Origin of the sequence: Kitasatospora sp. MAA4 (assembly GCF_029893355.1) — a bacterium.
Lineage (GTDB): Bacteria > Actinomycetota > Actinomycetes > Streptomycetales > Streptomycetaceae > Kitasatospora.
In genome coordinates this window covers 1-21,595 of sequence record NZ_JARZAI010000020.1, presented here as the reverse complement: position 1 = coordinate 21,595, position 21,595 = coordinate 1, and the positions used below count along the sequence as shown (strand labels likewise).

The 21,595-nt window shown below is 73.5% G+C and carries 24 protein-coding genes; 7 read left to right on the top strand and 17 right to left on the bottom strand.

What is annotated here, in order from left to right; genetic code table 11:
* The first annotated feature begins 10 nt into the window (after nt 1–10).
* Genes P3T37_RS25130 through P3T37_RS25110 form a run of 5 tightly spaced genes read left to right on the top strand, consistent with a single transcriptional unit; the run spans nt 11 to nt 4,571 of the window.
* Nucleotides 11–265 (top strand): phosphopantetheine-binding protein, encoded by a 255-nt coding sequence (locus P3T37_RS25130; protein WP_280726225.1) that lies wholly within the window; start codon nt 11–13, stop codon nt 263–265.
* A 2-nt stretch (nt 266–267) separates the two neighbouring features.
* Entirely contained in the window at nt 268–1,116 is an 849-nt protein-coding gene (locus P3T37_RS25125) for an alpha/beta hydrolase (RefSeq protein WP_280726109.1), read from the top strand.
* Nucleotides 1,113–2,303 carry a glycosyltransferase gene (locus tag P3T37_RS25120; RefSeq protein ID WP_280726108.1) on the top strand — a complete coding sequence of 397 codons (1,191 nt, stop codon included), beginning with the start codon at nt 1,113–1,115 and terminating at the stop codon, nt 2,301–2,303. The genes P3T37_RS25125 and P3T37_RS25120 overlap by 4 nt, the downstream gene beginning before the upstream one ends.
* Nucleotides 2,281–3,381 carry a class I SAM-dependent methyltransferase gene (locus tag P3T37_RS25115; RefSeq protein ID WP_280726107.1) on the top strand — a complete coding sequence of 367 codons (1,101 nt, stop codon included), beginning with the start codon at nt 2,281–2,283 and terminating at the stop codon, nt 3,379–3,381. Before P3T37_RS25120 ends, P3T37_RS25115 begins: the two co-directional genes overlap by 23 nt.
* Nucleotides 3,378–4,571: a sulfotransferase gene (locus tag P3T37_RS25110; RefSeq protein ID WP_280726106.1), complete on the top strand. Its 1,194-nt coding sequence runs from the start codon at nt 3,378–3,380 to the stop codon at nt 4,569–4,571. Before P3T37_RS25115 ends, P3T37_RS25110 begins: the two co-directional genes overlap by 4 nt.
* 9 nt (nt 4,572–4,580) lie before the next feature.
* Here P3T37_RS25110 and P3T37_RS25105 read toward each other — a convergent pair whose 3' ends face one another.
* The 12 genes from P3T37_RS25105 to P3T37_RS25050 are packed head-to-tail and all read right to left on the bottom strand — an operon-like array spanning nt 4,581 to nt 15,857.
* On the bottom strand, nt 4,581–5,330 hold the full coding sequence (locus P3T37_RS25105) for an alpha/beta hydrolase (RefSeq protein ID WP_280726105.1): 750 nt from the start codon (nt 5,328–5,330) through the stop codon (nt 4,581–4,583).
* 5 nt (nt 5,331–5,335) lie between these two features.
* Nucleotides 5,336–6,340, bottom strand: coding sequence for an amidohydrolase family protein (locus P3T37_RS25100; protein WP_280726104.1), 1,005 nt, complete (start codon nt 6,338–6,340; stop codon nt 5,336–5,338).
* Nucleotides 6,340–6,864 carry a 3-hydroxyanthranilate 3,4-dioxygenase gene (locus P3T37_RS25095; RefSeq protein WP_280726103.1) on the bottom strand — a complete coding sequence of 175 codons (525 nt, stop codon included), beginning with the start codon at nt 6,862–6,864 and terminating at the stop codon, nt 6,340–6,342. The genes P3T37_RS25100 and P3T37_RS25095 overlap by 1 nt, the downstream gene beginning before the upstream one ends.
* Nucleotides 6,861–7,301 carry a RidA family protein gene (locus P3T37_RS25090; protein WP_280726102.1) on the bottom strand — a complete coding sequence of 147 codons (441 nt, stop codon included), beginning with the start codon at nt 7,299–7,301 and terminating at the stop codon, nt 6,861–6,863. The genes P3T37_RS25095 and P3T37_RS25090 overlap by 4 nt, the downstream gene beginning before the upstream one ends.
* Nucleotides 7,294–8,076, bottom strand: a complete 783-nt coding sequence (locus tag P3T37_RS25085; protein ID WP_280726101.1) for a fumarylacetoacetate hydrolase family protein — start codon at nt 8,074–8,076, stop codon at nt 7,294–7,296. Before P3T37_RS25085 ends, P3T37_RS25090 begins: the two co-directional genes overlap by 8 nt.
* Nucleotides 8,057–9,097, bottom strand: coding sequence for a 4-hydroxy-2-oxovalerate aldolase (dmpG, locus tag P3T37_RS25080; RefSeq protein ID WP_280726100.1), 1,041 nt, complete (start codon nt 9,095–9,097; stop codon nt 8,057–8,059). The genes P3T37_RS25085 and dmpG overlap by 20 nt, the downstream gene beginning before the upstream one ends.
* The gene (locus P3T37_RS25075; RefSeq protein ID WP_280726099.1) at nt 9,094–10,029 is read right to left on the bottom strand and encodes an acetaldehyde dehydrogenase (acetylating); all 936 of its coding nucleotides are present in this window, start codon (nt 10,027–10,029) and stop codon (nt 9,094–9,096) included. Before P3T37_RS25075 ends, dmpG begins: the two co-directional genes overlap by 4 nt.
* Nucleotides 10,026–10,844: a fumarylacetoacetate hydrolase family protein gene (locus P3T37_RS25070; protein ID WP_280726098.1), complete on the bottom strand. Its 819-nt coding sequence runs from the start codon at nt 10,842–10,844 to the stop codon at nt 10,026–10,028. The genes P3T37_RS25075 and P3T37_RS25070 overlap by 4 nt, the downstream gene beginning before the upstream one ends.
* A complete protein-coding gene (locus tag P3T37_RS25065; RefSeq protein ID WP_280726097.1) occupies nt 10,829–12,340 on the bottom strand; it encodes a 2-hydroxymuconic semialdehyde dehydrogenase in 1,512 nt (503 codons plus the stop codon). Before P3T37_RS25065 ends, P3T37_RS25070 begins: the two co-directional genes overlap by 16 nt.
* The gene (locus P3T37_RS25060) at nt 12,337–13,668 is read right to left on the bottom strand and encodes an NAD(P)/FAD-dependent oxidoreductase (RefSeq protein WP_280726096.1); all 1,332 of its coding nucleotides are present in this window, start codon (nt 13,666–13,668) and stop codon (nt 12,337–12,339) included. The genes P3T37_RS25065 and P3T37_RS25060 overlap by 4 nt, the downstream gene beginning before the upstream one ends.
* The gene (gene kynU / locus P3T37_RS25055; protein ID WP_280726095.1) at nt 13,665–14,945 is read right to left on the bottom strand and encodes a kynureninase; all 1,281 of its coding nucleotides are present in this window, start codon (nt 14,943–14,945) and stop codon (nt 13,665–13,667) included. The genes P3T37_RS25060 and kynU overlap by 4 nt, the downstream gene beginning before the upstream one ends.
* A 24-nt stretch (nt 14,946–14,969) precedes the next feature.
* Nucleotides 14,970–15,857, bottom strand: coding sequence for a tryptophan 2,3-dioxygenase family protein (locus P3T37_RS25050; RefSeq protein WP_280726094.1), 888 nt, complete (start codon nt 15,855–15,857; stop codon nt 14,970–14,972).
* Nucleotides 15,858–16,010: 153 nt separating this feature from the next.
* Here P3T37_RS25050 and P3T37_RS25045 point away from each other — a divergent pair, with 153 nt between their 5' ends.
* Complete coding sequence (locus P3T37_RS25045) at nt 16,011–16,439, top strand: Lrp/AsnC family transcriptional regulator (RefSeq protein WP_280726224.1); 429 nt, start codon at nt 16,011–16,013, stop codon at nt 16,437–16,439.
* An 80-nt stretch (nt 16,440–16,519) separates the two neighbouring features.
* On the opposite strand, the gene P3T37_RS25040 is transcribed toward P3T37_RS25045, so the two are convergent.
* The 4 genes from P3T37_RS25040 to P3T37_RS25025 all read right to left on the bottom strand — a co-directional run bounded on the left by P3T37_RS25040 (nt 16,520) and on the right by P3T37_RS25025 (nt 19,906).
* Nucleotides 16,520–17,194 carry a response regulator transcription factor gene (locus P3T37_RS25040; protein ID WP_280726093.1) on the bottom strand — a complete coding sequence of 225 codons (675 nt, stop codon included), beginning with the start codon at nt 17,192–17,194 and terminating at the stop codon, nt 16,520–16,522.
* Nucleotides 17,191–18,480 carry a histidine kinase gene (locus P3T37_RS25035; RefSeq protein ID WP_280726223.1) on the bottom strand — a complete coding sequence of 430 codons (1,290 nt, stop codon included), beginning with the start codon at nt 18,478–18,480 and terminating at the stop codon, nt 17,191–17,193. Before P3T37_RS25035 ends, P3T37_RS25040 begins: the two co-directional genes overlap by 4 nt.
* Before the next feature lie 170 nt (nt 18,481–18,650).
* A complete protein-coding gene (locus P3T37_RS25030; RefSeq protein WP_280726092.1) occupies nt 18,651–19,220 on the bottom strand; it encodes a hypothetical protein in 570 nt (189 codons plus the stop codon).
* 155 nt (nt 19,221–19,375) lie between these two features.
* The gene (locus P3T37_RS25025; protein WP_280726091.1) at nt 19,376–19,906 is read right to left on the bottom strand and encodes a hypothetical protein; all 531 of its coding nucleotides are present in this window, start codon (nt 19,904–19,906) and stop codon (nt 19,376–19,378) included.
* Nucleotides 19,907–20,101: 195 nt separating this feature from the next.
* Here P3T37_RS25025 and P3T37_RS25020 point away from each other — a divergent pair, with 195 nt between their 5' ends.
* On the top strand, nt 20,102–20,494 hold the full coding sequence (locus P3T37_RS25020) for a DUF4280 domain-containing protein (protein WP_280726090.1): 393 nt from the start codon (nt 20,102–20,104) through the stop codon (nt 20,492–20,494).
* 28 nt (nt 20,495–20,522) lie between these two features.
* On the opposite strand, the gene P3T37_RS25015 is transcribed toward P3T37_RS25020, so the two are convergent.
* Nucleotides 20,523–21,413 (bottom strand): MBL fold metallo-hydrolase, encoded by an 891-nt coding sequence (locus P3T37_RS25015; RefSeq protein WP_280726089.1) that lies wholly within the window; start codon nt 21,411–21,413, stop codon nt 20,523–20,525.
* Nucleotides 21,414–21,595: the final 182 nt, after the last annotated feature.

Below are 21,595 nucleotides of genomic sequence, written 5' to 3'. Positions count from 1 at the left end.
GATCGCCGCCATGCTGGCCGCCGTGCTGGACGAGTACGGCCTGGACGACGCCGAGGTCACCATGGAGGCCCGCTTCACCGAGGATCTGGAACTGGAGAGCATCGACCTGGTGACCCTGGCCGGGCAGCTCCAGCAGCGCTGGGGCGAGCGGATCAACTTCGCCGAGTTCATCGCCGGCATGGAGCTGGACGAGATCATCGGCCTGACGGTGGGCCGGCTGGTCGACTACGTCGCGGACCGGCTGCAGACCGCCGAGCGGAGCTGACCATGGCCTTCCTCGACCTCGGCGCACTCCGCTTCCACGTGCAGCGCCTCCACCCGCAGGACGCCGGCCCGCCCGCCGCCACCGTCGTGCTGCTGCACGGGCTGCTCACCGACAGCCTCGCCAGCTACTACTTCACCCTGGCCCCCGCGCTCGCCGCCGCCGGGCTGGACGTGCTGATGTACGACCAGCGCGGCCACGGCCGCAGCGGGCGGCCGCCGACCGGCTACCGGCTCGAACACTTCGCCGACGACCTGGAGACCCTGCTGGACCGGCTGGAGGTGACCGGTCCGGTGCACCTGGTGGGCAACTCCTTTGGCGGCACGGTGGCGTTCGCACTCGCCGCCCGGCGTCCGGAGCAGGTGCTGAGCATCCTGGCCATCGAGTCCGAACCGGCCTCCGCGGCCTGGGCCGCCAAGTTGGACGGCATCCTGCGCCGGGCCGAGATCGAGCTGCTGAAGAAGTCGACGCTGGCCTGGGTCGCGGCGAAACGCGGCCCGCACACCGCCCGGCTCGCCCGCTCGGCCGGCCGGCTGCTGGCCGAGACCTCGCTGGCCCGGGAGATCCCCGCCAGCCGCCTGCCCGCCGATGCGGAGCTGCGCGCGATCAGCTGCCCGGTGCTGACCGTCTACGGCACCCGGTCCGACCTGGCCGCCCAGGCCGACTGGCTGGACGGGCTGCTGGGGGACTGCCGCAGCACCTTCGTCCCCGGCCAGGAGCACTCCGTCCTGGTCGAGACCCCGGAGGTGGTCCGCGAGCTCACGCTGTCCTGGCTGCGCGAACAGGGCGCTGAACTGCGGCTTGCGGGTGTGCCGTTGGGCGAGCGCGCGACGGCGCTGGGAGCCGCCCGGTGAGCCGCTTCCTCTTCGTCGTCCCGCCGCTGGTCGGACACGTGAACCCGGCCGTCGGCGTCGCGGCCGAACTGGCCGCCCTCGGCCACGAGACGGCCTGGGCCGGGCTGCCGGAGGTGGTCGGCGCGCTCGCCGGCCCGGCCGCCGAGGTCTTCCCCTGTGCCGTCCCCGCAGGCGAACAGGCCCAGCGGCCACCGGAGTTGCGCGGACCGGGAGCGCTGAAGTTCCTCTGGCAGGACTTCCTGGTCCCGCTCGCCGAGGCGATGGCCCCGGGCGTCGCGGCGGCGATCCGGCGCTTTCGCCCCGACGTGGTCGTGGTGGACCAGCAGGCGGTCGCCGGCGCGCTGGTCGCCGAGCGGTTCGGCCTGCCGTGGGCCACCTCGGCGACGACCTCGGCCGAGTTCGCCGGCGCACTGGACGGCATGCCCCTGGTGGAGTCCTGGATCTCCGGCCTGCTCGCCGACCTGCGCCGGCAGATCGGCGACCCGCAGGGCAGCGCCGACCCGCGCTTCTCCCCGCACCTGATCCTCGCCTTCACCACGGCCGAACTCGCCGGTCCCGTCGGGTCGTCGGCCGCACCGATCCGCTTCGTCGGCCCGTCGATCACGACGCGTCCCACGGCCCTGCCCTTCCCCTGGGACTGGCCGGCCGCGGACCGCGCGACCGTGCTGGTCACTCTCGGTACGGCCAACACCGACACGGGCGCCGCCTTCCTGACGGCCTGCCGGCAGGCGCTGCGGGCCCGCGCCGACCGGTTGCAGGCGGTGATCGTCGACCCCGGCGGGGTCCTGGGCGCAGCCGCGTCCGACCCCGACGTCCTGGTGCTGCCCTCCGTACCGCAGCTCCAACTGCTCGCGCGCACCGCCGCGGTGGTCTGCCACGCCGGTCACAACACGGTCTGCGAGGCGCTCTGGCACGGCGTGCCGCTGGTGGTCGCCCCGATCCGCGACGACCAGCCGGTGGTGGCCGGCCAGGTGGTGGCCTCCGGCGCCGGCGTCCGGGTGCGCTTCGGCCGGGCGGACGCGGCGCGGCTGGGCCAGGCGCTGGACGCGGTGCTGGACGATCCCGCCCACCGGACCGCCGCGCGGCGCATCGGCGCGTCCTTCCGCTCGGCGGGCGGGGCGGCCGCGGCGGCCGCCCACCTCGAACAACTGCTGAGGGAGACCGATGACTTCTTCGCCCACGCGTAAGGCGGCGGTCCGAGCCGCGACCGTCGCCGCCCTGCGTCCCGGCTACCGGGCCGACCTGGCCGACGGCACCGACCGCTTCTTCGAGCCGCGCCGCACCGACTGCCCCTGGTGCGGCTCCGCCCGGCTGCGGGTCCGCCTGCGCACCCGCGACCTGCTCCAGCACAAGCCGGGCGCGTTCGTCCTGGATGAGTGCCGGGACTGCGCGCACGTCTTCCAGAACCCTCGACTGACCGGCCGCGGCCTGGAGTTCTACTACCGCGACTTCTACGACGGCCTGGGCGAGCAGCGGCTCGGCTCGGTGTTCGGGACGCGCGCCGCGGTCTACCGAGGCCGGGCCCGGTCGGTGGCGCCGTTCGCCGCCGCGCCGAGCAGCTGGCTGGACGTCGGCACCGGCCACGGGCACTTCTGCGAGACCGCCCGCGAGCTCTTCCCGGGCACCTCCTTCGACGGTCTGGACCTCAGCGAGGGCGTCGAACTGGCCGAGCAGAACGGCCGGTTGGACCGCGGCTTCCGTGGCTCGTTCCCCGAACTGGCGCCGAAGCTGGCCGGGCAGTACGAGGTGCTGAGCATGTTCCACTACCTCGAACACAGTACGGACCCGGCACGGGAGTTGGCGGCCGCGCGGGAGGCACTGCGCCCCGGCGGGCTGCTGCTGATCGAGGTCCCCGACCCGCACTGCCGCTACGCCCGCCTACTGGGCCGGTGGTGGCTGCCCTGGTTGCAGCCGCAGCACCTGAACCTGATGCCGGCAGCCAATCTGCGCCGCCGCCTGGGCGAGTTGGGCTTCGAGGTCCTGCTGGAACAGCACGGCGAGCCGCACGACCCGGTCGACCTGCTGGCCGCCTGCTGGCTGCTGCTGGACGCCGTCGCCCCGCGCGAGGACGCACCGTGGCTGCCCGGCGCACCGCCCGGGCGGGCGCGGCGGGCGCTGCGCGGGGCGCTCTTCCTGGCCGCCGCCCCCGTGCTGGTGGCGGCCGCGCTGCTCGACCGCCTGCTCGCGCCCTTCGCCGCCCGCACGGGCCTGTCCAACGCCTACCGCCTGATCGCCCGCGCCGCCGAAGGGAACCCGAACCCGTGACAGCGACCCCGCTCGCCCTGACCGTCGCCAATCTGCTGCTGCGGCCGGGCTTCGGCTCCCGTCGCACCCCGGACCGGACCTTCGACCGGCTGGTCGCCGCCGCCGGTCAGGCCGACGGGGACCAGCGGTTCGTCGCCGACTTCCGCTTCCTGCTGCGCCACTGGGCGAAGGAGGAGAACCTCACCCCCGTCGGCTGGCTGTCCGCGCAGGCCCACGTCCGCCGGCACCTCACCAACCGGGCCCGGATCCGGCGGCTGATCGCCGAGCACCCCGCGATCGAGCAGGAGCCGGTCGAGCGGCCGGTGTTCGTGGTGGGCCTGCCGCGCACGGCCACCACGCTGACCCACGGCGTGCTGTCCCTCTCGGCCGGGCACCGATGTCCCAGGCTCTGGGAGCTGCTCACCCCCGACCTGGACCCCACGCCCGAGCAGCGGCGCAGGGCGATCGCCGCCGCACGCCGGATGGTCGGCGGAATCGACCTGTTCGCCCCGGGCTTCCGCGACATCCACCCGCTGCTCGCCGAGGGCCCCGACGAGTGCACCTTCGCCCTCCCGCACACCGTGATGCCGCTGTCCCAGGCCCGCATCCCCGGGTACCGGGCGTGGCACTACGAACGGGACTTCGTCCCCGACTACCAGCACCTCAAGCAGGTCTTCCAGGTGCTCCAGTACGGCCGTCCCGGTCCGCGCCGCCGCTGGGTGCTGAAGTCGCCCATGCACCTGGAGAACCTGGACGCGCTGCGCACGGTCTTCCCCGACGCCACGATCGTGTGGACCCACCGCGACCCGGTGGCCGTCGTGGCCTCGTTCTGCAGCCTGGTCGAGCACGGCATGGCCATCACCGTGCGGCCGCTGGACCTGCACGGCATCGGCGCCACCTGGCTCGAACTCCTCAGCCGCTCCATGCGGCGCGGCCTGGCCGCCCGGGCCGCGATCCCGCGCGAGGCGCTGGTGGACGTCCCGTACTCCTGGCTCGGCTCCGACCCGGCCACCGGCGCCCCGAAACTGTACGAGGCCATCGGCGCCCGCTGGACCGCCTCCGACGCCGCCCGCCTCCCCGAGATCACCGCCCGCCCCAGCGGCAGCCGCCCGCACAGCTACGACCTGGCCCGCTACGGCCTGACCCGCGCCGCCGTCGAGTCGGCCTTCACCCCGTACGACGCCCTGCGCGCCCAGGTCGAGCGCCTCTGACGCCTGGTGTCAGCCGTCGAAGGACGCCAGTGCCTGGACCACCACCGGCCAGGCCGCGCTGAGCGGGTCGATCAGCGCGAAGTGGCCCGCGTCCGGCACCGGTACGAGCCGGGTGGCCGGGTGCGCGCGGGCGTAGCCGTCGGAGAGCTTGGCGGGCACCACCTCGTCCTGGCCGCCGTGCACGATGACGACGGGCGTGGCGGGGGTGGGCAGCAGGACCGGGTCCAGCTCGGGGCGGTGCTGCGGCGGGCCGCCCAGGAAGGCGGCCACCGCATCGCCGTCCAGCCGTAGCCGGTGGGCGAGTTCGAGGTCGGCGACGGGTGCCAGGGCGATCGTGCCGACCAGTGCGGGCGCCGGCTGCGCCGCCGCGGACCAGAGCGCCAGATGGCCGCCGGCCGAGTGGCCGAGCACCACCGTCGACCCGTTGTGCGGGGCCGGCGCGCTCGCGAGCGCGGCCGGGACGGCGGCCAGCGCCGCGGCGACGTCGTGCACCGCCAGGTCGGGCGCCCCGGGCGTGCGGCGGTACTCGATCGAGACCACCGTCCAGCCCGCGGCGCGCAGCGCGCCGCCCATCGCCCGGGCGTGCGTGCGGTCGTAGTCGGGGCGCCAGAAGCCGCCGTGCACCAGCACGGCGAGCGGACGGCGCGCCGCGCGGGCGTCGCCCGGCCAGGCGTCGGCGACCTGGTCGGCGCGGGCGCCGTGGCGCAGCGTCAGGTCGGGCTCGGGCACGACCTGCGTCAGTACCGATCGGTCCTCCACCGTCGTCATTCCTTCCCGAGGAAGCGCAGGGCGTTGCCGGAGAGCAGCTTGTCGCGCTGCTTCTTGGTAAGGAAGGCGGACTCGTGGACCACCCGGCCGACCGGCCGCTCGCCCAGCGGGTACGGGTAGTCGCTGCCCAGCAGCACCTGGTCCTCGCCGAGGGTGTCCACCAGCAGGCGCAGCGCGGCCGGTTCGAAGACCACGGAGTCCACCAGGAAGCGGTCGGTGTAGTGGCTCGGCGGGTGCTCGGAGCGGCCGCGCACCAGGTCGCCGCGCCGGTGCCAGGCGTTGTCGGCGCGCCCGAGCCAGAACGGGAAGCTGCCGCCGCCGTGCGCGAAGCAGAGCCGCAGGCTCGGCGGCACCCGGTCGAAGACGCCGCCGAGCACCAGGGCGAGCGCCGACAGGTGGGTCTCGGCCGGCATCCCGGTCAGCCAGCGCGCCATCCAGCGGTCCAGCCGCGGCCCGGCCGCCATGTCCCAGGGGTGCACGAAGACCGGCGCGCCGACCTCGGCGCAGTGCTGGAGGAAGGCGACGATGCCCTCGTCGTCGAGGTCGCGGTCGCCGACGTGGTTGCCGATCTCCACGCCGGCGTGCCCGGCGGCCAGGCAGCGGTCGAGTTCGGCGCAGGCGGCGTCCGGGTCCTGCAACGGCACCTGGCAGAACGGGACCAGCCGCCCGCCGCCGCCCGAAGTGAGCTCCAGGGTCAGGTCGTTGAAGATCCGGGCGATCTTCACGGCCTGGTCTGCCGGCCGGTCGTAGGAGAAGAACACCGGGGTGGGCGAGACGACCTGGACGTCCACGCCGTCCGCGTCCATGTCGGCCAGCCGGGTGGCGGGGTCCCAGCAGGCGGCGCCGATCGGCCGGAACTCGCTCTCGCCGACCATGATCATGGCCTCGCGCTCGGAGTCGATCCGCAGCCACGGCCACCCGGTCCCGCCGCAGGCTGCCGACAGCTCGGGCCAGCCCCTGGGCACCAGGTGGGTGTGGACGTCGACGACGGGGCCGCCCATCAGCCCCTGCCCGGGTGCAGGGCGCCGCAACTTCCGCAGGTGCGGGCCGCGTTGTCGGCGTAGAAGGCCTGGAACACCGGCGGCAGGTCGGCGACGATGTCGCGCACCTGGAGCTCCACGTCGTGCAGCAGGGCGCTGCACTCCAGGCAGTACCACTGGAACCGCTCCCGGGTGCCCTCGGCGCGCACCCGCTCGATCACCAGGCCGATCGAGCCGGCCTCGGGCCGCTGCGGGGAGTGCGGCATGTTGCCGGGCAGCACCCAGAGTTGGCCCTCGCGGATGTGCACGGTGCGCGGGCCGTCGGCCGTCATCAGGTCGACGTGCATGTCGCCCTTGATCTGGTAGAAGAACTCCTCGTACGGGTCGACGTGGAAGTCGGTGCGCTGGTTGGGGCCGCCCACCACCTGGACGATGAAGTCCGAACCGGTGGGGAACATCTGCTTGTTGTTGACCGGCGGCCGCAGCAGGTGCCGGTTCTCCTCGATCCACCCCGGGAAGCTCACCGGGTCGCTGATCTCGGTCATCGTGTCCGTCCTTCCGTTCGGCCCTCGCCCGGCAGGGCGGCGACGGCCTGGATCTCCAGTAGCAGGTGGGGATGGGGGAGTTGGTGGACCGCGACGGTGGTGCGGGTGGGACCACTCTCGTCGAAGTACTCGGCGTAGACCTCGTTGTAGCCGCCGAAGTCGTTCATCGAGACCAGGTAACTCGTCACCTGCACCAGGTCGGTGAGGTCGGCGCCGACCTCGCGCAGCAGGTCGCGGATGTTCTCGATGACCGCGCGGGTCTGCTCCCGGATGTCCAGCGCGGTGGTGCCCAGCGCGTCGACCCGGGCTCCTGCGATGGTGTTGTCCGGCAGCCGGCTGCTGGTGCCCGAGACGAAGACGAACCCGCCGGCCACCTTGACGTGCGGGAAGCGGCCGCGCGGGACCGCCTTGCCCGCCACCACCCTGGCCTCAGGCACGGTCGTCTCCCTTCGCCGAGAGCGACGCCGTCCCCAACCCCTCGACGACGGCCCGCACCTGGGCGCCCGGCGCCAGCGGCACGGCGGCCGTGGCGGCGCCGGCCAGCAGCACCCAGCCCTCGCGCAGCCGCACGCCCTGGCGCCCGGCCAGCCGGACGGCCTCCTCGAAGGCCCGGCGCGGATCGCCCAGGATCGCGGCGGTCGAGCCGGTCTGCACCACCCGCCCGTCGATCTCCAGCAGCACCCCGAGGTTGGCCAGTGCGGTCGGCGGCGGCTGCCAGGGCCCGATCGCGAAGCCGGCCGCCGAGGTGTTGTCGGCGATGACGTCGGGCAGCGAGAAGCGGAAGTCCGCGTAGCGGGAGTCGATCACCTCCAGCGCGGGGGCCACCGCCGCCACCGCGGAGGCGAAGTCGTCGCCCGGCAGCACGTCCCGGCCGATCAGGAAGGCGACCTCCGGCTCGACCCGCGGGTGGATCAGGGTGCTGACGTCCACCGCGCCCCCGTCGGGGACCCGCATCCGGTCGGTGAGTCGGCCCCAGATCACCTCCGACACCCCCACCTGGACCATCTTGGCCCGGCTGGTCAGACCCATCTTCAGGCCGACCGTCCGCTCGCCCCGCGCCAGTTGACGGTTCATCAGCGCGCTCTGCACGGCGTAGGCGTCGTCGGTGTCGGCGCCGGGCGGCCAGGTCGGCTGCGGCACGGCGGTGGCGGTGAGCGCCGCGTCGTCCAACCGGGCGGCGAGCGCGGTCAGTTCATCCTGCGGCAGCGGCACGGCCGGCCTCCTCTGCGTGCGTGCGGGCCAGGTCGAGGGCCACGTCGACGATCATGTCCTCCTGGCCGCCGACCATCCGGCGCCGGCCGAGCTCGACCAGGATCGAGCGGACGTCGACGCCGTGCTTGGCCGAGGCCCGCTCGGCGTGCCGCAGGAAGCTGGAGTACACCCCGGCGTAGCCGAGCGAGAGGGTCTCCCGGTCCACCTGCACCGGCCGGTCCTGCAACGGTCGCACCAGGTCGTCGGCGGCGTCCATCAACGCGTAGACGTCGCAGCCGTGTTGCCAGCCCGTCAGGTCGGCGACCGCGGCGAACACCTCCAGCGGGGCGTTGCCCGCGCCTGCGCCCTGGCCGGCCAGCGAGGCGTCCACCCGGGTGGCGCCGTGCTCGACCGCGGTGACGCTGTTGGCGACGCCGAGCGAGAGGTTGTGGTGGGCGTGGATGCCGATCTGCGTGCCGGGATCCAGCACCTGCCGGTAGGCGTCCACCCGCTCGGCGGTGTCGCGCATGGTGAGCCGGCCGCCGGAGTCGGTGACGTACACGCAGTGAGCGCCGTAGGACTCCATCAGCTTCGCCTGCGCCGCCAACCCTGCCGGGTCGTTCATGTGGGACATCATCAGGAAGCCGGAGACGTCCATGCCGTTCTCCCGGGCCCAGCCGATGTGCTGGGCCGAGATGTCGGCCTCGGTGCAGTGGGTGGCGATCCGCACGCTGGTGACGCCCAGGTCGCGGGCGGCGCGCAGGTCCGCGATGGTGCCGATGCCGGGGAGCAGCAGCGTGGTGAGCCGGGCGCGGGTCAGCACCTCGGCGGCGGCGGCGATCCAGTCGTGGTCGCTTGCCGCGCCGTGCCCGTAGTTGACGCTGGAGCCCGCAAGACCGTCGCCGTGCGCGACCTCGATCGCGTCCACCCCGGCCGCGTCCAGTGCGGCGGCGATCTCGCGCACCTGGGCGACGGTGTAGCGGTGCGCGATGGCGTGCATGCCGTCGCGCAGGGTCACGTCCTGGATGTACAGCTGCTTCATCGTGCTCCTGCCCCTTCGGCGCGGCGGGCGATCATCCGTTCGGCGGTGCGCAGGGCCGCGGACGTCATGATGTCGAGGTTGCCCGCGTACTCGGGCAGGTAGTGCCCGGCGCCGGCGACCTGGAGGAAGACCGAGACCTGTAGTCCGCTGAACTCCCGGCCCAGCGCCGGGACGTAGGCCTCCACCCGGTCGAACTGCACCTCCTGCTTGAGGAGGTAGCCGGGGACGTACTCCTGGACGGCGGCCACCATCGCCGCGACCGAGGCGGCGATCGCGGCCCGGTCGGCGTCGGCGTCCGGGCACAGGCAGTAGACGGTGTCGCGCATCAGCAGCGGTGGATCGGCCGGGTTGAGCACGATGATCGCCTTGCCGTGCGCGGCGCCGCCGACGGCCTCGATCGCGCGCGAGGTCGTCTCGGTGAACTCGTCGATGTTGGCCCGCGTGCCGGGGCCCGCCGAGCGTGAGGCGATGGAGGCGACGATCTCGCCGTACACCACCGGCGTGACGCGCCCGACCGCGGCGACGATCGGCACGGTGGCCTGCCCGCCGCAGGTGACCAGGTTGACGTTCGGCTCGTGCAGGTGCTCCTCCAGGTTGACCGGCGGCACCACGTACGGGCCGATCGCGGCCGGGGTGAGGTCGACCACCGTGCGGCCGTGCGCGCGCAGCACCGCGTCGTTGTGCCGGTGCGCGGCCGCCGAGGTGGCGTCGAAGACCAGCTGGACCTCGGCGAACTCGGGCATCGCCACCAGCCCTTCGACGCCCTCGGCGGTGGTGGCCACGCCCAGCTTCGCCGCCCGCGCCAGGCCGTCGGAGGCCGGGTCGATGCCGGCCAGCGCCACCATCCGCAGCGAATCGGACAGTGTCAGGATCTTGATCATCAGGTCGGTGCCGATGTTGCCCGACCCGATCACCGCTACGCCGGTGGTCATGGTGCCTCCCTCTCACTTGCGGTGAAGCCGACCCGGACCGAGCCCAGCCCGGAGATCCTCGCCTCGTACATGCCGCCCGCGGTGACCGGCACCATCGGGCCCAGCGCTCCCGAGAGCACCACCTCGCCCGCCTTCAACGGGCGCCCGGCGGCGGCCAGTTGCCCGGCCAGCCAGGCCACGGCGTGCAGCGGGTTGCCCAGGCACGCGGCGCCCGCGCCGACCGAGACCGGCTCGCCGCCGTGCTCCAGCACCATCCCGCACAGCCGCAGGTCCAGGTCGGCCAGCGCACGCGGCGTGGTGCCGAGCACGAACAGCCCGCTGGAGCCGTTGTCGGCGACGGTGTCCACGATGGAGATGTCCCAGCCGGCCACCCGCGAGTCGACGATCTCGATCGCCGGCAGCACGAAGTCCGTCGCGCGGATCACGTCGGCGACCGTCGGCTGCTCGTGCGGCAGGTCCGCGCCGAGCACGAAGGCCACCTCGGCCTCCACCTTGGGCTGGAGCAGCCGCCCGAGGTCCACCTCGGCGCCGTCGGGCACGGCCATGTCCGCGAACAGCACCCCGAAGTCCGGCTGGAACACCCCGAAGGCCTGCTGCACGGCCGGAGAGGTCAGGCCGACCTTTGCTCCGACCGCCCGCCGCCCCTGCGCCGTCCACGCCTCCACCTGCGCCCGCTGCACCGCGTACGCCGCCTCGACGTCGCCCACGGCCAGCACCTTGCCGCGCAGCGGCGCACACGGCACCCCGCTCCGGTACGCCTCGGTGAGGATCGCGGCCGCCTCCCGCACCGCCTCGGCGCTCAAAGTTGCACGCACACGTTGGTGAGTTCGGTGTAGAAGTCGATCGAGTGCCGACCGCCCTCGCGGCCCACCCCCGAGGCCTTCATCCCGCCGAAGGGGGTGCGCAGGTCGCGCAGGAACCAGGTGTTGACCCAGAGCAGGCCGACGTCCAGCGCGGCGCCCGCCCGGTGCGCCCGGCCGACGTCGCGGGTCCAGAGCGTGGCGGCCAGGCCGTAGTCGCCGTCGTTGGCCAGGGCGTACGCCTCGTCCTCGTCGTCGAAGGGGGCGATGTGGCAGATCGGGCCGAAGATCTCCTCCCGGTTGGTGCGGGCCTGCGGGCCCAGGCCGGTGATCACCGTCGGACGGACGTACCAGCCGCCGTCGCGGGCGTCGCCGAAGGCCGGCACGTCGCCTCCGGCCAGCACGGTGGCGCCCTCGGCGCGGGCCAGATCGTAGCAGCCGAGCACCTTGTCGCGGTGCGCGCGCGAGATCAGCGGGATGGTGGCGGTGGCCTCGTCGGCGGGCCAGCCGAAGGCCAGTTCGCCCGCGCGCTTCGCCAGCCGCTCGGTGAACTCCTCGAAGACCGGGCGCTGTACGAGCAGCCGCTCGGTGCACAGGCAGACCTGGCCGCCGTTGGTGAAGGAGGACCGCACCGAGCCCTCGACGGCCGCGTCGAGGTCGGCGTCGGCGAAGACCAACCCGGCGTTCTTGCCGCCCAGTTCGAAGGAGACGGCCTTCACGCCGTCGGCGGCGGCCTTGGCGATGGCACTGCCGGTGGACGACTCGCCGGTGAAGGTGATGGCGTCCACACCGGGGTGGCGGGTGAGCAACTCGCCTGCGGAGCCCGGCCCGAAGCCGTGTACCACGTTGAACACCCCCGCGGGCACGCCGGCCGCGGCCATCACCTCGGCGAGCAGCGTCGCCGAACTGGGCGTCTCCTCCGAGGGCTTGACCACCACGGTGTTGCCGCAGGCCAGCGCCGGGGCGACCTTCCAGGTGAGCAGCAGCAGCGGCAGGTTCCACGGCACGATGACCGCCACCACGCCGACCGGCTTGCGCACCGCGTAGTTCAGTGCGCGGCCGCCGCCCGGGGTGGCGGTGCTGAAGGACTCCGTCCCGGTGACGGCCGCGAGGTCGGCGAAGGCGCGGAAGTTCGCCGCCCCGCGCGGCACGTCCAGCGTGCGGGCCTGGGCGATCGACTTGCCGGTGTCGCCGATCTCGGCCGCGACGACGTCCTCGAAGCGGCGCTCCAGCTCGTCGGCGACCCGGCGCAGCACCGCCGCCCGCTCCTGCTCGCCCATCCGCCCCCACGGGCCGCGCAGCGCGGCGCGCGCGGCGTCCACGGCGGCGTCCACGGTGGCGGCGTCGGCCTCGGCGACCTCGAAGAGCGTCTCGCCGGTCACCGGGCTGAGCTTCTCGAAGGTCCTGGCCGAGCTCGTGAACTCGCCGCCGACGTAGTGGCGCAGCAGCCCGGGCGCACCGTCCGGTCGTCCGGACAGCAGCCCTGGATGCCACAGTTGTTGGCTGGTCACACGATCCTCCCGATCCTGTACAGTCCCGCGGCCACGGCGCCCGCCAGGACGAGTGCCGCGCCGCCGAGCACCTGCTGCTGGCGCCGCACGCGCCGGCGCACCTGCGCGTACGGCACGGTGGAGAACGACACCAGCTCGTAGCGCGAGACGAACCGGCCGGGCAGCGCCCGCTCCAGCGCGTGCTCCACGCTCTTGACGCACCGGAAGACCGGTGAGGCGACCTTGTCGCGCATCTCCACGAAGTTGGCCAGTGCCATCTCGGCGATCGCGTCGGTGTTGGCCTTGCGGCGCTCCTCGAACAGCGGCAGCGCGCGCCGCCAGTCGCCACCGGTCTGCGCCAGGCAGCGGTCCAGCTCGACCACGTCCTCGAAGCCGCAGTTGGCGCCCTGGCCGTAGAACGGCACGATAGCGTGCGCGGCGTCGCCGAGCAGCGCGACGCGGCCGTGGGCCTGCCAGGGGGTGCAGCGCACGGTGCCGAGCCGGCCGACCGGGTTGTGCCGGTAGTCCTCCACCAGGTCCGGTGCGAGCGGTAGCAGGTCGGGGTAGTGGGCGCGGAAGTGGTCCTCGACGGCGGCCGGGCTGCTCAGCGCGGCGAAGCCGTCCGGTCCGCCGGTCGGCCAGAACATCGTGCAGGTGAACGACCGGTCGGGGTTGGGCAGCGCGATCATCATCGAGGTGCCGCGCGGCCATATGTGCAGTGCGCCGGGGTCGAGCGCGAACTCGCCGTCCACGGCGGGGACGGTCAACTCCTTGTAGCCGTAGTCGAGGAAGTCCACGTCCTCCTCGGTCTCGTGCTGAGCGACCAGCTGCCCGCGCACCACCGAGCCGGCGCCGTCGGCGCCGAGCACGACCGCGGCGACGGCGCGCAGCTCGCCCTCGGGTGTCTCGTAGGTCATCGAGCCGGTGGACGGGTCGAGCCCGGTGAGCTGGTGCCGGAAGAAGACCGTGACGCCGGGTTCGGCCTCGGCGGCGTCCAGCAGCGCGTTGTTGAGGGCGCCGCGGCTGATCGAGTTGATGGCGCGCTCGCCGTCGTGGCTGTACTGCTGGTAGTCCAGCGCTCCGGCCACCGGGTGGATCATGCGGCCGCGCATCGGCAGCGCGTCGGCCATGATCCGCTCCTCCAGGCCGATTCGGCGCAGCGCGTCCAGTCCGCGCTCCGAGAGCGCGAGGTTGATCGAGCGGCCGCGCTCGGCGCCGCCGGTGCGCGGGTCCGGGCGGCGCTCGTACAGGTCGACGTGGTAGCCGCGGCGGGCCAGGTAGCAGGCGAGCAGGCAGCCGGCCAGGCCCGCGCCGACGACGGCGACGTGGTCGTTCTCCTTGCCTGTCATGCCGTCACCGCCTGGGCCAGCGCGTCGGCGGCGCGCCAGCAGTCGTGGAAGGTCGAGTAGAGCGGGACGGGGGCGAGCCGGACGATGTCGGGTTCGCGCGCGTCGGCGATGACGCCGTGGGTGCGGCGCAGCTGCCGGGCCAACTCGGCGGCGCTGCCGCTGCCGCTGCCGCTGCCGATGCGAAGCGACAGCTGGCAGCCGCGGCGGCCGGGGTCGCGCGGGGTGACCACGCCGATCGGGCGCGAGGGGGTGATCTCGTCCAGCAGCGCTTCGAGGTAGCCGGTCAGCCGCTCGCTGCGGGCGCGCAGCGCGCTCATGCCCACCTTGTCGAAGAGCTCCAGCGAGGTGCGCACCGGGCCCATCGCGAGGATCGGCGGGTTGGAGACCTGCCAGGCGTCGGCGCTGGCGGGCGGCCGGGAGACCGGGTCCATCCGGAAGCGGGTGGCCGGCTCGGTGCTCCACCAGCCCTCCAGTCGCGGCAGGTCGCGGTCGGCGTGGTGGCGCTCGTGGACGAAGGCGCCGGCCACTGCGCCGGGGCCCGCGTTGAGGTACTTGTAGCTGCACCAGGCAGCGAAGTCGACTCCCCAGTCGTGGAGTTGGAGCGGTACGTTGCCGACGGCGTGCGCCAGGTCCCAGCCGACCCGGGCACCGGCCGCCTGTCCGGCGGCGGTGATGGCGGGGATGTCCAGCAGCTCGCCGGTGAGGTAGTTGACCCCGGCCAGCAGGACCAGTGCCGTGCGCTGCCCCTCGCGCGCCAGATGCTCCAGGACGTCCTCGGTGCGCAGCACGGCCTCGCCGGCGCGCGGCCGCAGCCGCACCACGGCGGTGTCCGGGTCGAGTCCGTGCAGGCGGGCCTGACTGCGCACGGCGTAGCTGTCGGAGGGGAAGGCGCTGTCCTCGATCACCAGGTGAACCCGCTCGCCGTGCGGGCGGTAGAAGGAGGTCATCAGCAGATGGAGGTTGACCGTCAGGGAGTTCATCGCGACGGTCTCGGCGGGCCGGGCGCCGACCAGGCGGGCGGCCGGCTCGGTGAGCAGCTCGTGGTACGGCAGCCAGGGACGGCCGGCCTCCAGGTGCCCCTCGACGCCGAGCCGCTGCCAGTCGTCCAGGTCCTCCAGCAGTTCGGCGCGGGTCGCCTTCGGCTGGAGGCCGAGCGAGTTGCCCGCGAAGTACGCGGCCTGCGCGTACCGTCCGCCGTCGGCGGGCGGTATGTGGAACAGGTCGCGGTGGCCGGGGTCGGCCGCGTCGAGCGCGAGGGCTTCTTCTTCTCCAGTCACCGGTACTCTCTCTTCCCTCTCGTGCTACATGAAGGTGCGGGCGGACCAGAGTTCCGGGAAGACCTCGCGGGCCATGCTCCGCTCCAGCCAGGCCAGGCCGTTGGAGCCGCCGCTGCCGGGCTTGGCGCCCATCGCGCGGCGCACCGCGCTCAGGTGCCGGTAGCGCCACTGCCCGAACTGCTCGGCCACCTCGGTGAGCGCCTCGCCGAGCAGCCGCAGGTGGTTGTCCGGGCCGCTGTCGCGGTAGACCTCCACCCAGGCGGCCTCGACGGCGGGGTGCGGCGGGCGTTCGGCGGCGAAGTCGCGTTCGGTCAGCTCGGACGGGACGGCGTGGCCGCGCCGGGCGAGCAGCGCGATGACGTCGTCCCAGAGGCTGGGGGCCGCCAGCGCGTCGGCCAACTCGGCGTAGACGTCCGGCTGTCGGTGGAAGGGCCGGATCAGCGAGGCGGTCTTCAGGTCGAGCAGGAACTCCAGGTGGCGGTACATCGCGGACTGGAAGCCCGAGCCCTCGCCGAGCTGGTCGCGGAACCGGTTGAAGTCCGCCGGGGTCATCCACCGCAGGCCCTGCCAGCTGGCGTTGAGCCCCTCCAGGTGCAGCGCGGCTCGGCGCAGCGGCAGCAGCGCGCCCCAGACGTCGTCCGCGCGCAGCAGCTGCTGCACCTCGCGCAGCTCGAACCGGGTGAGCCCGAAGTAGAGTTCCATCACCTGGCTGATCACCAGGAACGACATCTCCCCGGCGTCGTCGCTCAACGGGTACTGCAGGGAGTGCAGTTCGCCGGTGCGAACGTAGACGTCGTAGGGGACCCGGTCCGCGAAGTCGAGGGTCGGCGCACCGCCGGTGGCCCTGGCGCGATCGGTGCGCTCCCGTGCCGTCGCCGGTCGCAGCACCGCTGTCGGAGCGCTCTCGTTCATGGGGTACACCCTTCTGGTAGCAGGCCCGCTCATGATGGCGCTGGAGAGCTGGTTGGTGGAATAGTGAATCCACGGCGATGCCGCCGCGCGACGTTGAGTTCGCGACGGAATCGCCATGATCACTTCTGGGACGAAAGGTCCGCCGTGGACGACATGGACTGGGCGATCCTGCGGGAGCTCCAGAACGACGCGCGCCTCTCCTACAGCGAGCTGTCGCGGCGGGTTCACCTCTCACCGCCGGCGGTCACCGAACGGGTGCGCAGGCTGGAGGAGTCGGGCGTCATCACCGGCTACCACGCCCATGTGGAGTCGGCCCGCGCGGGCTGGTCGGTGCCCGCCTTCATCCGGATGTCCTGCTACGGACCCACCTGCCTGCTGCGCGACGCGGAGGTGATGCGCTGGCCCGGGATCCGCGAGATCCACCGGGTCACCGGCGACGCGTGCAGCATCCTCAAGGTGGAGGCCGAGTCGATCGAGGCCTTCGAGGCGCTGATCGACCGGCTCTCCAGCTACGGGCAGCCCTCCAGCACCATGGTGCTCTCCACCCAGCTGGACTGGCGCTCGGTCACCGCCACCGGGTAGGACCACCGCAACGATCCTGCGTGCACCGCCCAGTTGTCCCCGTGAAATCAAAACCCGAACGTCAACAGTCCGACAATCCGTCAGTCAGGGGTACCCGGGCGGGCCAGGCCGAGGTCGTAGGCCAGGATGACGGCCTGCACGCGGTCCCGGGCACCGATCTTCGCCAGCACGCGGCCGACGTGGGTCTTCACGGTCGACTCCGACAGGACCAGCCGCTCGGCGATCTCGCCGTTGGTCCAGCCGCGGCCGATGGCGACCAGGATCTCGCGTTCGCGCTCGGTGAGGGCGCGCAGCCGGGGGTGGTCGGCGTCCGGATCGGGCGCGCTGGTGGGCAGCCGGTGGGCGTAGGCGTCCAGCAGGCGCCGGGTCAGCGCGGGGGCGATCACCGCGTCGCCCGAGGCCACCGCCCGGATGCCGGCCAGCAGTTCCTCGGGCAGCGCGTCCTTGAGCAGGAACCCGCTGGCTCCGGCGCGCAGCGCCGCGTGCGCGTACTCGTCCAGGTCGAAGGTGGTCAGCACCAGGATCCGGGAGCGGCCGCCGGCGGCGATGATCCGGCGGGTGGCCTCGATGCCGTCCATGCCGGGCATCCGGACGTCCATCAGGATGACGTCGGGCCGCAGCAGCGCGCTCTGGCGCACCGCCTCGGCGCCGTGGCCGGCCTCGCCGACGACCTCGGTGTCGGGGGTGCTCTCCAGCAGCATGCGGAAGCCGAAGCGTTGCAGCGGCTGGTCGTCGACGATGAGCACGGTGGTCACAGGGCGGTGTCTTCCGGTTCGGTGGCGGTGCTGGGGAAGTTCTCGGCGGGCGGGGTGAGGTCCAGGACGGTGAGCACCGTCCAGCCGCCGCCGGGGCGCGGACCGGCGCTGACCGTCCCGCCGTAGAGGGCGGCGCGCTCGCGCATCCCGGCGATCCCGTGGCCCTCGCCGCCGGCCGGCCGGGGCGCCGCGGCGCCGTCCGGCGGGCCGGTGTCCTCGATGTGCACGCGCAGTCCGGCCTCCTCGACGGCGACGGTGAGCCGGCTGTGGGTGCGGGTGCCCGCGTGTTTGAGGGTGTTGGTGAGCGCTTCCTGCGCGATCCGGTAGACCGTCAGCTGCACGCCAGGGTCCAGCAGGGCCATGTCGCCGCTGGTGCGGTAGGTGACCTGCGGTCCGGCGGCGCGGACCCGTTCGCAGAGCGCGTCCAGGTCCGCGATGCCGGGCTGCGGGCTGAGCACGGCGCCCTCCGGCTGCTCGCGCAGCACGCCCAGCATCCGGCGCAGTTCGCCCAGTGCCTGGCGCCCGGTGCCGGCGATGAGTTGCAGCGCCTCCCTGCCGCGCTCGGGCGCGGCCTCGACCGCGTACGCGCCGCCGTCGGCCAGGCCGATGATGACGGACAGGTTGTGGCCGATGATGTCGTGCATCTCCCGGGCCATCCGGGTCCGTTCGGCGGCGGCGGCCAGTTTGCTGCGCTGGTCGCGCTCGACCACCAGGCGTGCCGCGCGCTCGCGCAGCGAGGCCAGGTGCGAGCGGCGGATCCGCAGGGCGAGCCCCAGCGCGGTGGCGGCGGTGGCGGCGCTGGTCAGGAAGAACAGCGCGTCCAGGAAGTTGACCGCCGGCGAGACGCGCAGGGCCACCACGGCCAGCAGGCACTCGGCGGCGGCGCAGGCCCACGGCAGGTGCCGCAGGCGGCCGTGCAGCGCCAGGCTGTAGAGGGCGATCAGCAGCGCGATGTCGGCGCGCAGCAGCACCAGCATCGACCACTGGACCAGGAAGGCGGTCGCGACCAGCGCGAACGCGACGGTGGGAGCCCGGCGCCGCCAGAACAGCGGTAGCAGCAGGGCCGCCTGGAGCGCGAGCATGCCGGCCACCGGCAGGTGGGTGATCTTCACGGCGGAGTCGCGCGGCCCGCCGCCGTGCACCAGGTCCGGCACGCAGAACAGCAGGAACACCGCGACCACCACGGCGGCGTCCAGCGCCCACGGCCGCTCGCGGTCGGCGCGCTGCACGCGCTGGCCGGCCCGCACCAGCCGGGCCACCAGCGGGTGGGCCCACAGCGGGTCCACCGCCGTCCCGTCGGTGGCGGGCGGCTGGTCGGGCGGCGGCGTGCCGGTGGTGTCGTCGACGCTCACAGGGGTCACCTGCCCAGGTTAGAGCCGTGCGCCGCCCGATCCGTGGTACCCGGGGGTGAGGCGCCGCAGGGTGGGTGGTACTGCGGTACCACCCACCCTGGTCCTCAGCCGAGGCCGAGGGTCGCCAGCGCGGTGGTCCAGTCCGTCGCTATGGCGGTCTGCGCGGGGGCGAGCTGGACGGCGCCCGAACAGACCGCCCGCTTCAGCGCGTTCTCGACGGCGTCCTTCTGGAAGGAGGTGCCGGTGGCGTTGTCGTGCGGTTCGGGCCAGAGGTTGTTCGGGTCCTTGGGCGCGCCGCCCAGCTCCAGCGGGATGAAGTGGTCCTCCTCGTAGTCGGACATGTTGGTGTCGCTGTAGCCGTAGGCGATGATCTGCTGCGCCTTGAGCTTGTTGGTGTAGGAGGTGGAGGGCCGCACGGTGGTGGTCCAGCCCGAGACGCAGATGGTCGAGTCGATGGTGTCCTGGGTGACGGCGGGGTTGAGCGCGCCCGGCGTGCAGGCGGGGTCGGGCAGCGGCAGGTAGGCCTCGGAGCAGGTCGCCGCGGCCTGGACGGCTGCGGTCCGAACGGCGCCGGGGTGGGCCGGCGCGGCGTGGGCGGTGCCCGTCAGCAGGCCGCCGAGGGCGAGGGCAAGAGCGGTTCCGGTGACGGCGGCGCGTCTCGGTACTGAGCGCATCTGAGCTCCAAAAGGGCAGCGTCGGCAGCGAGTTGCCGACTGGATGCGCTCATGACAGCACTCGGTGGACGACCCGGGGAGGGGCCTTGCGGTGAACATCTCGTGACGCGCGTAGACACAGCTGTGGCCGGGCCCCGCGGTCGGGCGGAAGGGGCTCAGCAGGCCCCGAACAGATGGCGGGAGGCGTGCTGCCGGCCGATCCGGACGATTTCGTGCCAGAACGGCGCAGCCGTCAGGTAGGCGCCGAGCCCCGCCAGCACGCCGAGCGCCACGTCCACGCTCACCCGCCCCTGCTTGGCCCAGTACACGTCCTGGAGGTCCAGCAGCAGCGCGAACTCGTCCGCGATCAGCGCCGCCCCCATCCCGTAGCCCGCCGCGACCACCGGGTGCCTGACCGCCTTCTCGTCCCCGCGCACCGCGACCAGACCGACGCCCGCCAGCGCCGCGATGCCGAAGTTGTAGTGGTGCACGTGCGTTCCGCCCGCCGAGACGTTCCCCCAGGGCAGCCAGCCGCCCCGGATGCCGTGGGTGATCAGCCGGGCGGTGCCGAACGTGGTCCCGAAGCTGACCCAGGTCACCAGCAGCGAGCGCTTCGTCGGCGAGAGGTGGATGTCCGCCGCCTGTCGCCAGTGCGCCAGCAGCCGCGTGCGCCCGACGTCGTACCGCTGCGCCGTGTCGTTCGTCATCAGGACCACTCCTTGGGACTACTCCTCGGAACTACTCCTCAGGGCCACTCCTCGGGTGCCGCCCCTCCCACCATCCTGCGTCCCCCCGATCCATCGGGCAGCCGCAGCTGCCCCGAGGTCCGCCCGGACGCCGCTGCGCACGCACGGGGTGCAGGGGCTAGAACGGAGGCCGGCGTGTGTCGAGGGGAGAGAACCGTGGGCTTGCTGGTGGTCATGGGGGCGGAGCTGTCGTGCTCCTTCGGGCAGGGCCCGCCGGCCGTGCTGGCGGTGCTGCGCCCCGATGCGACGGTCGGCGGCCTGCCGATCGCCACCGTCCAGGACAACGCGCCGCTGCTGAACATCCCGACCTTCGGCCTCTGCCTGAGCGAGGAGAACCCCGAGGTCGCGGCCGCGACGGCCGCCGCCCTGGGCGTCCTCACCCCCATGCCCTGCCTCCCGGTGCTCCCCGCCCCCTGGACGCCCGGCTCGCCGACGGTCCAGATCGACTCACTGCCCGCCCTCACCGCCTCCTGCACCTGCGCCTGCGCCTGGGGCGGCCTGATCGAGATCGCCGAACCGGGCCAGGAGAGCACCGAGGCCGCCGGCTGAGAGCGTCAGGCCCTCACCGGACGCACCCTCACCAACGCACCGCGGTGAAGTCGACCGGTCGGGGCTGGAGCTCCTGGGTACGCGTCGCCAGCCGCAGCAGCCGCCGGCTCATCTCGTCGGCGGGGAGCTGCCGGCGGTCGCCATGGCCCGGCAGCAGCCACTCGAAGCGCAGCCGTCCGGCCGTCCGGGCCAGCGAGGCGGCCAGCTCACTGATGGAGTACCAGGTGACACTGTCCGCCACCTCGATATCCGCCGTGGTACGGGACCAGTAGAAGCTGTCGCCGCTGAAGCAGTACCGCTCGTCCGCGAGGTAGAGAACGCTGCCCCGGGTGTGCCCGGGGAGGGGGAAGGCGGTCACTCCTTCGGCGATCTCCGCCGGTTCGCTGCCGCGCAGCACCCGGTCGGCGTTCGGGGCGGCATCGAGGTCACCCTCGTGGATCCACAGCCGGGCGCCGAGGCGGTCGGCGTAGCGTCGGCCGTGGGCCGCGTGGTCGCGGTGCGTGAGCAGGACGTCGGTGACGGGGCCCAGCGCCTCGTAGCGTGCGGCCAGCGACGTGCTCCAGCGCGGCGTGTCCACCATCATCGCGCTGCCGTCGGGGCGGCGCAGCAGGTAGGAGTTGGCCCCCGCGGTGTGCGCGGAGTTGTGTCCGCACAGGAGCACGGTGTCGTCCAGCGCCATCGGGAAGGGATCCGACGCCGCGTCCAACCGCCCGTCCGGGGGACGGATCGAACGGGTGGGGCACGCGTGCGCGGCGGCCTGGAGCTGTCGGAGCTCGCGCTGGCCGCGCGGCTGGCGCAGGACGACCGAGCGGCCGTCGACCTCGCCGATCAGGCCGGGGGCGAGCTGTCGGGCGACGTCGCAGTTCGTGCACCGCTCGTCCACCTGCCAGCCGTCGCCGTCGAACCGTTCCTCGCTCATGATCCGTTCCCCTCCGCACCGCGCCCGCCAACCGGCCGCCCACCATCCAGGGGTACCCCGCCCCGCGCGGAAAAGGGAAGAGGGCCCGGCCCAGGGCCGTTGCAAAGTCCCGTGATCTTGTGCGTGTGCCGGTCAGGCGATGCCCAGCAGGTCGAGCGGGCGGGTGAAGGGCTCGTAGGAGG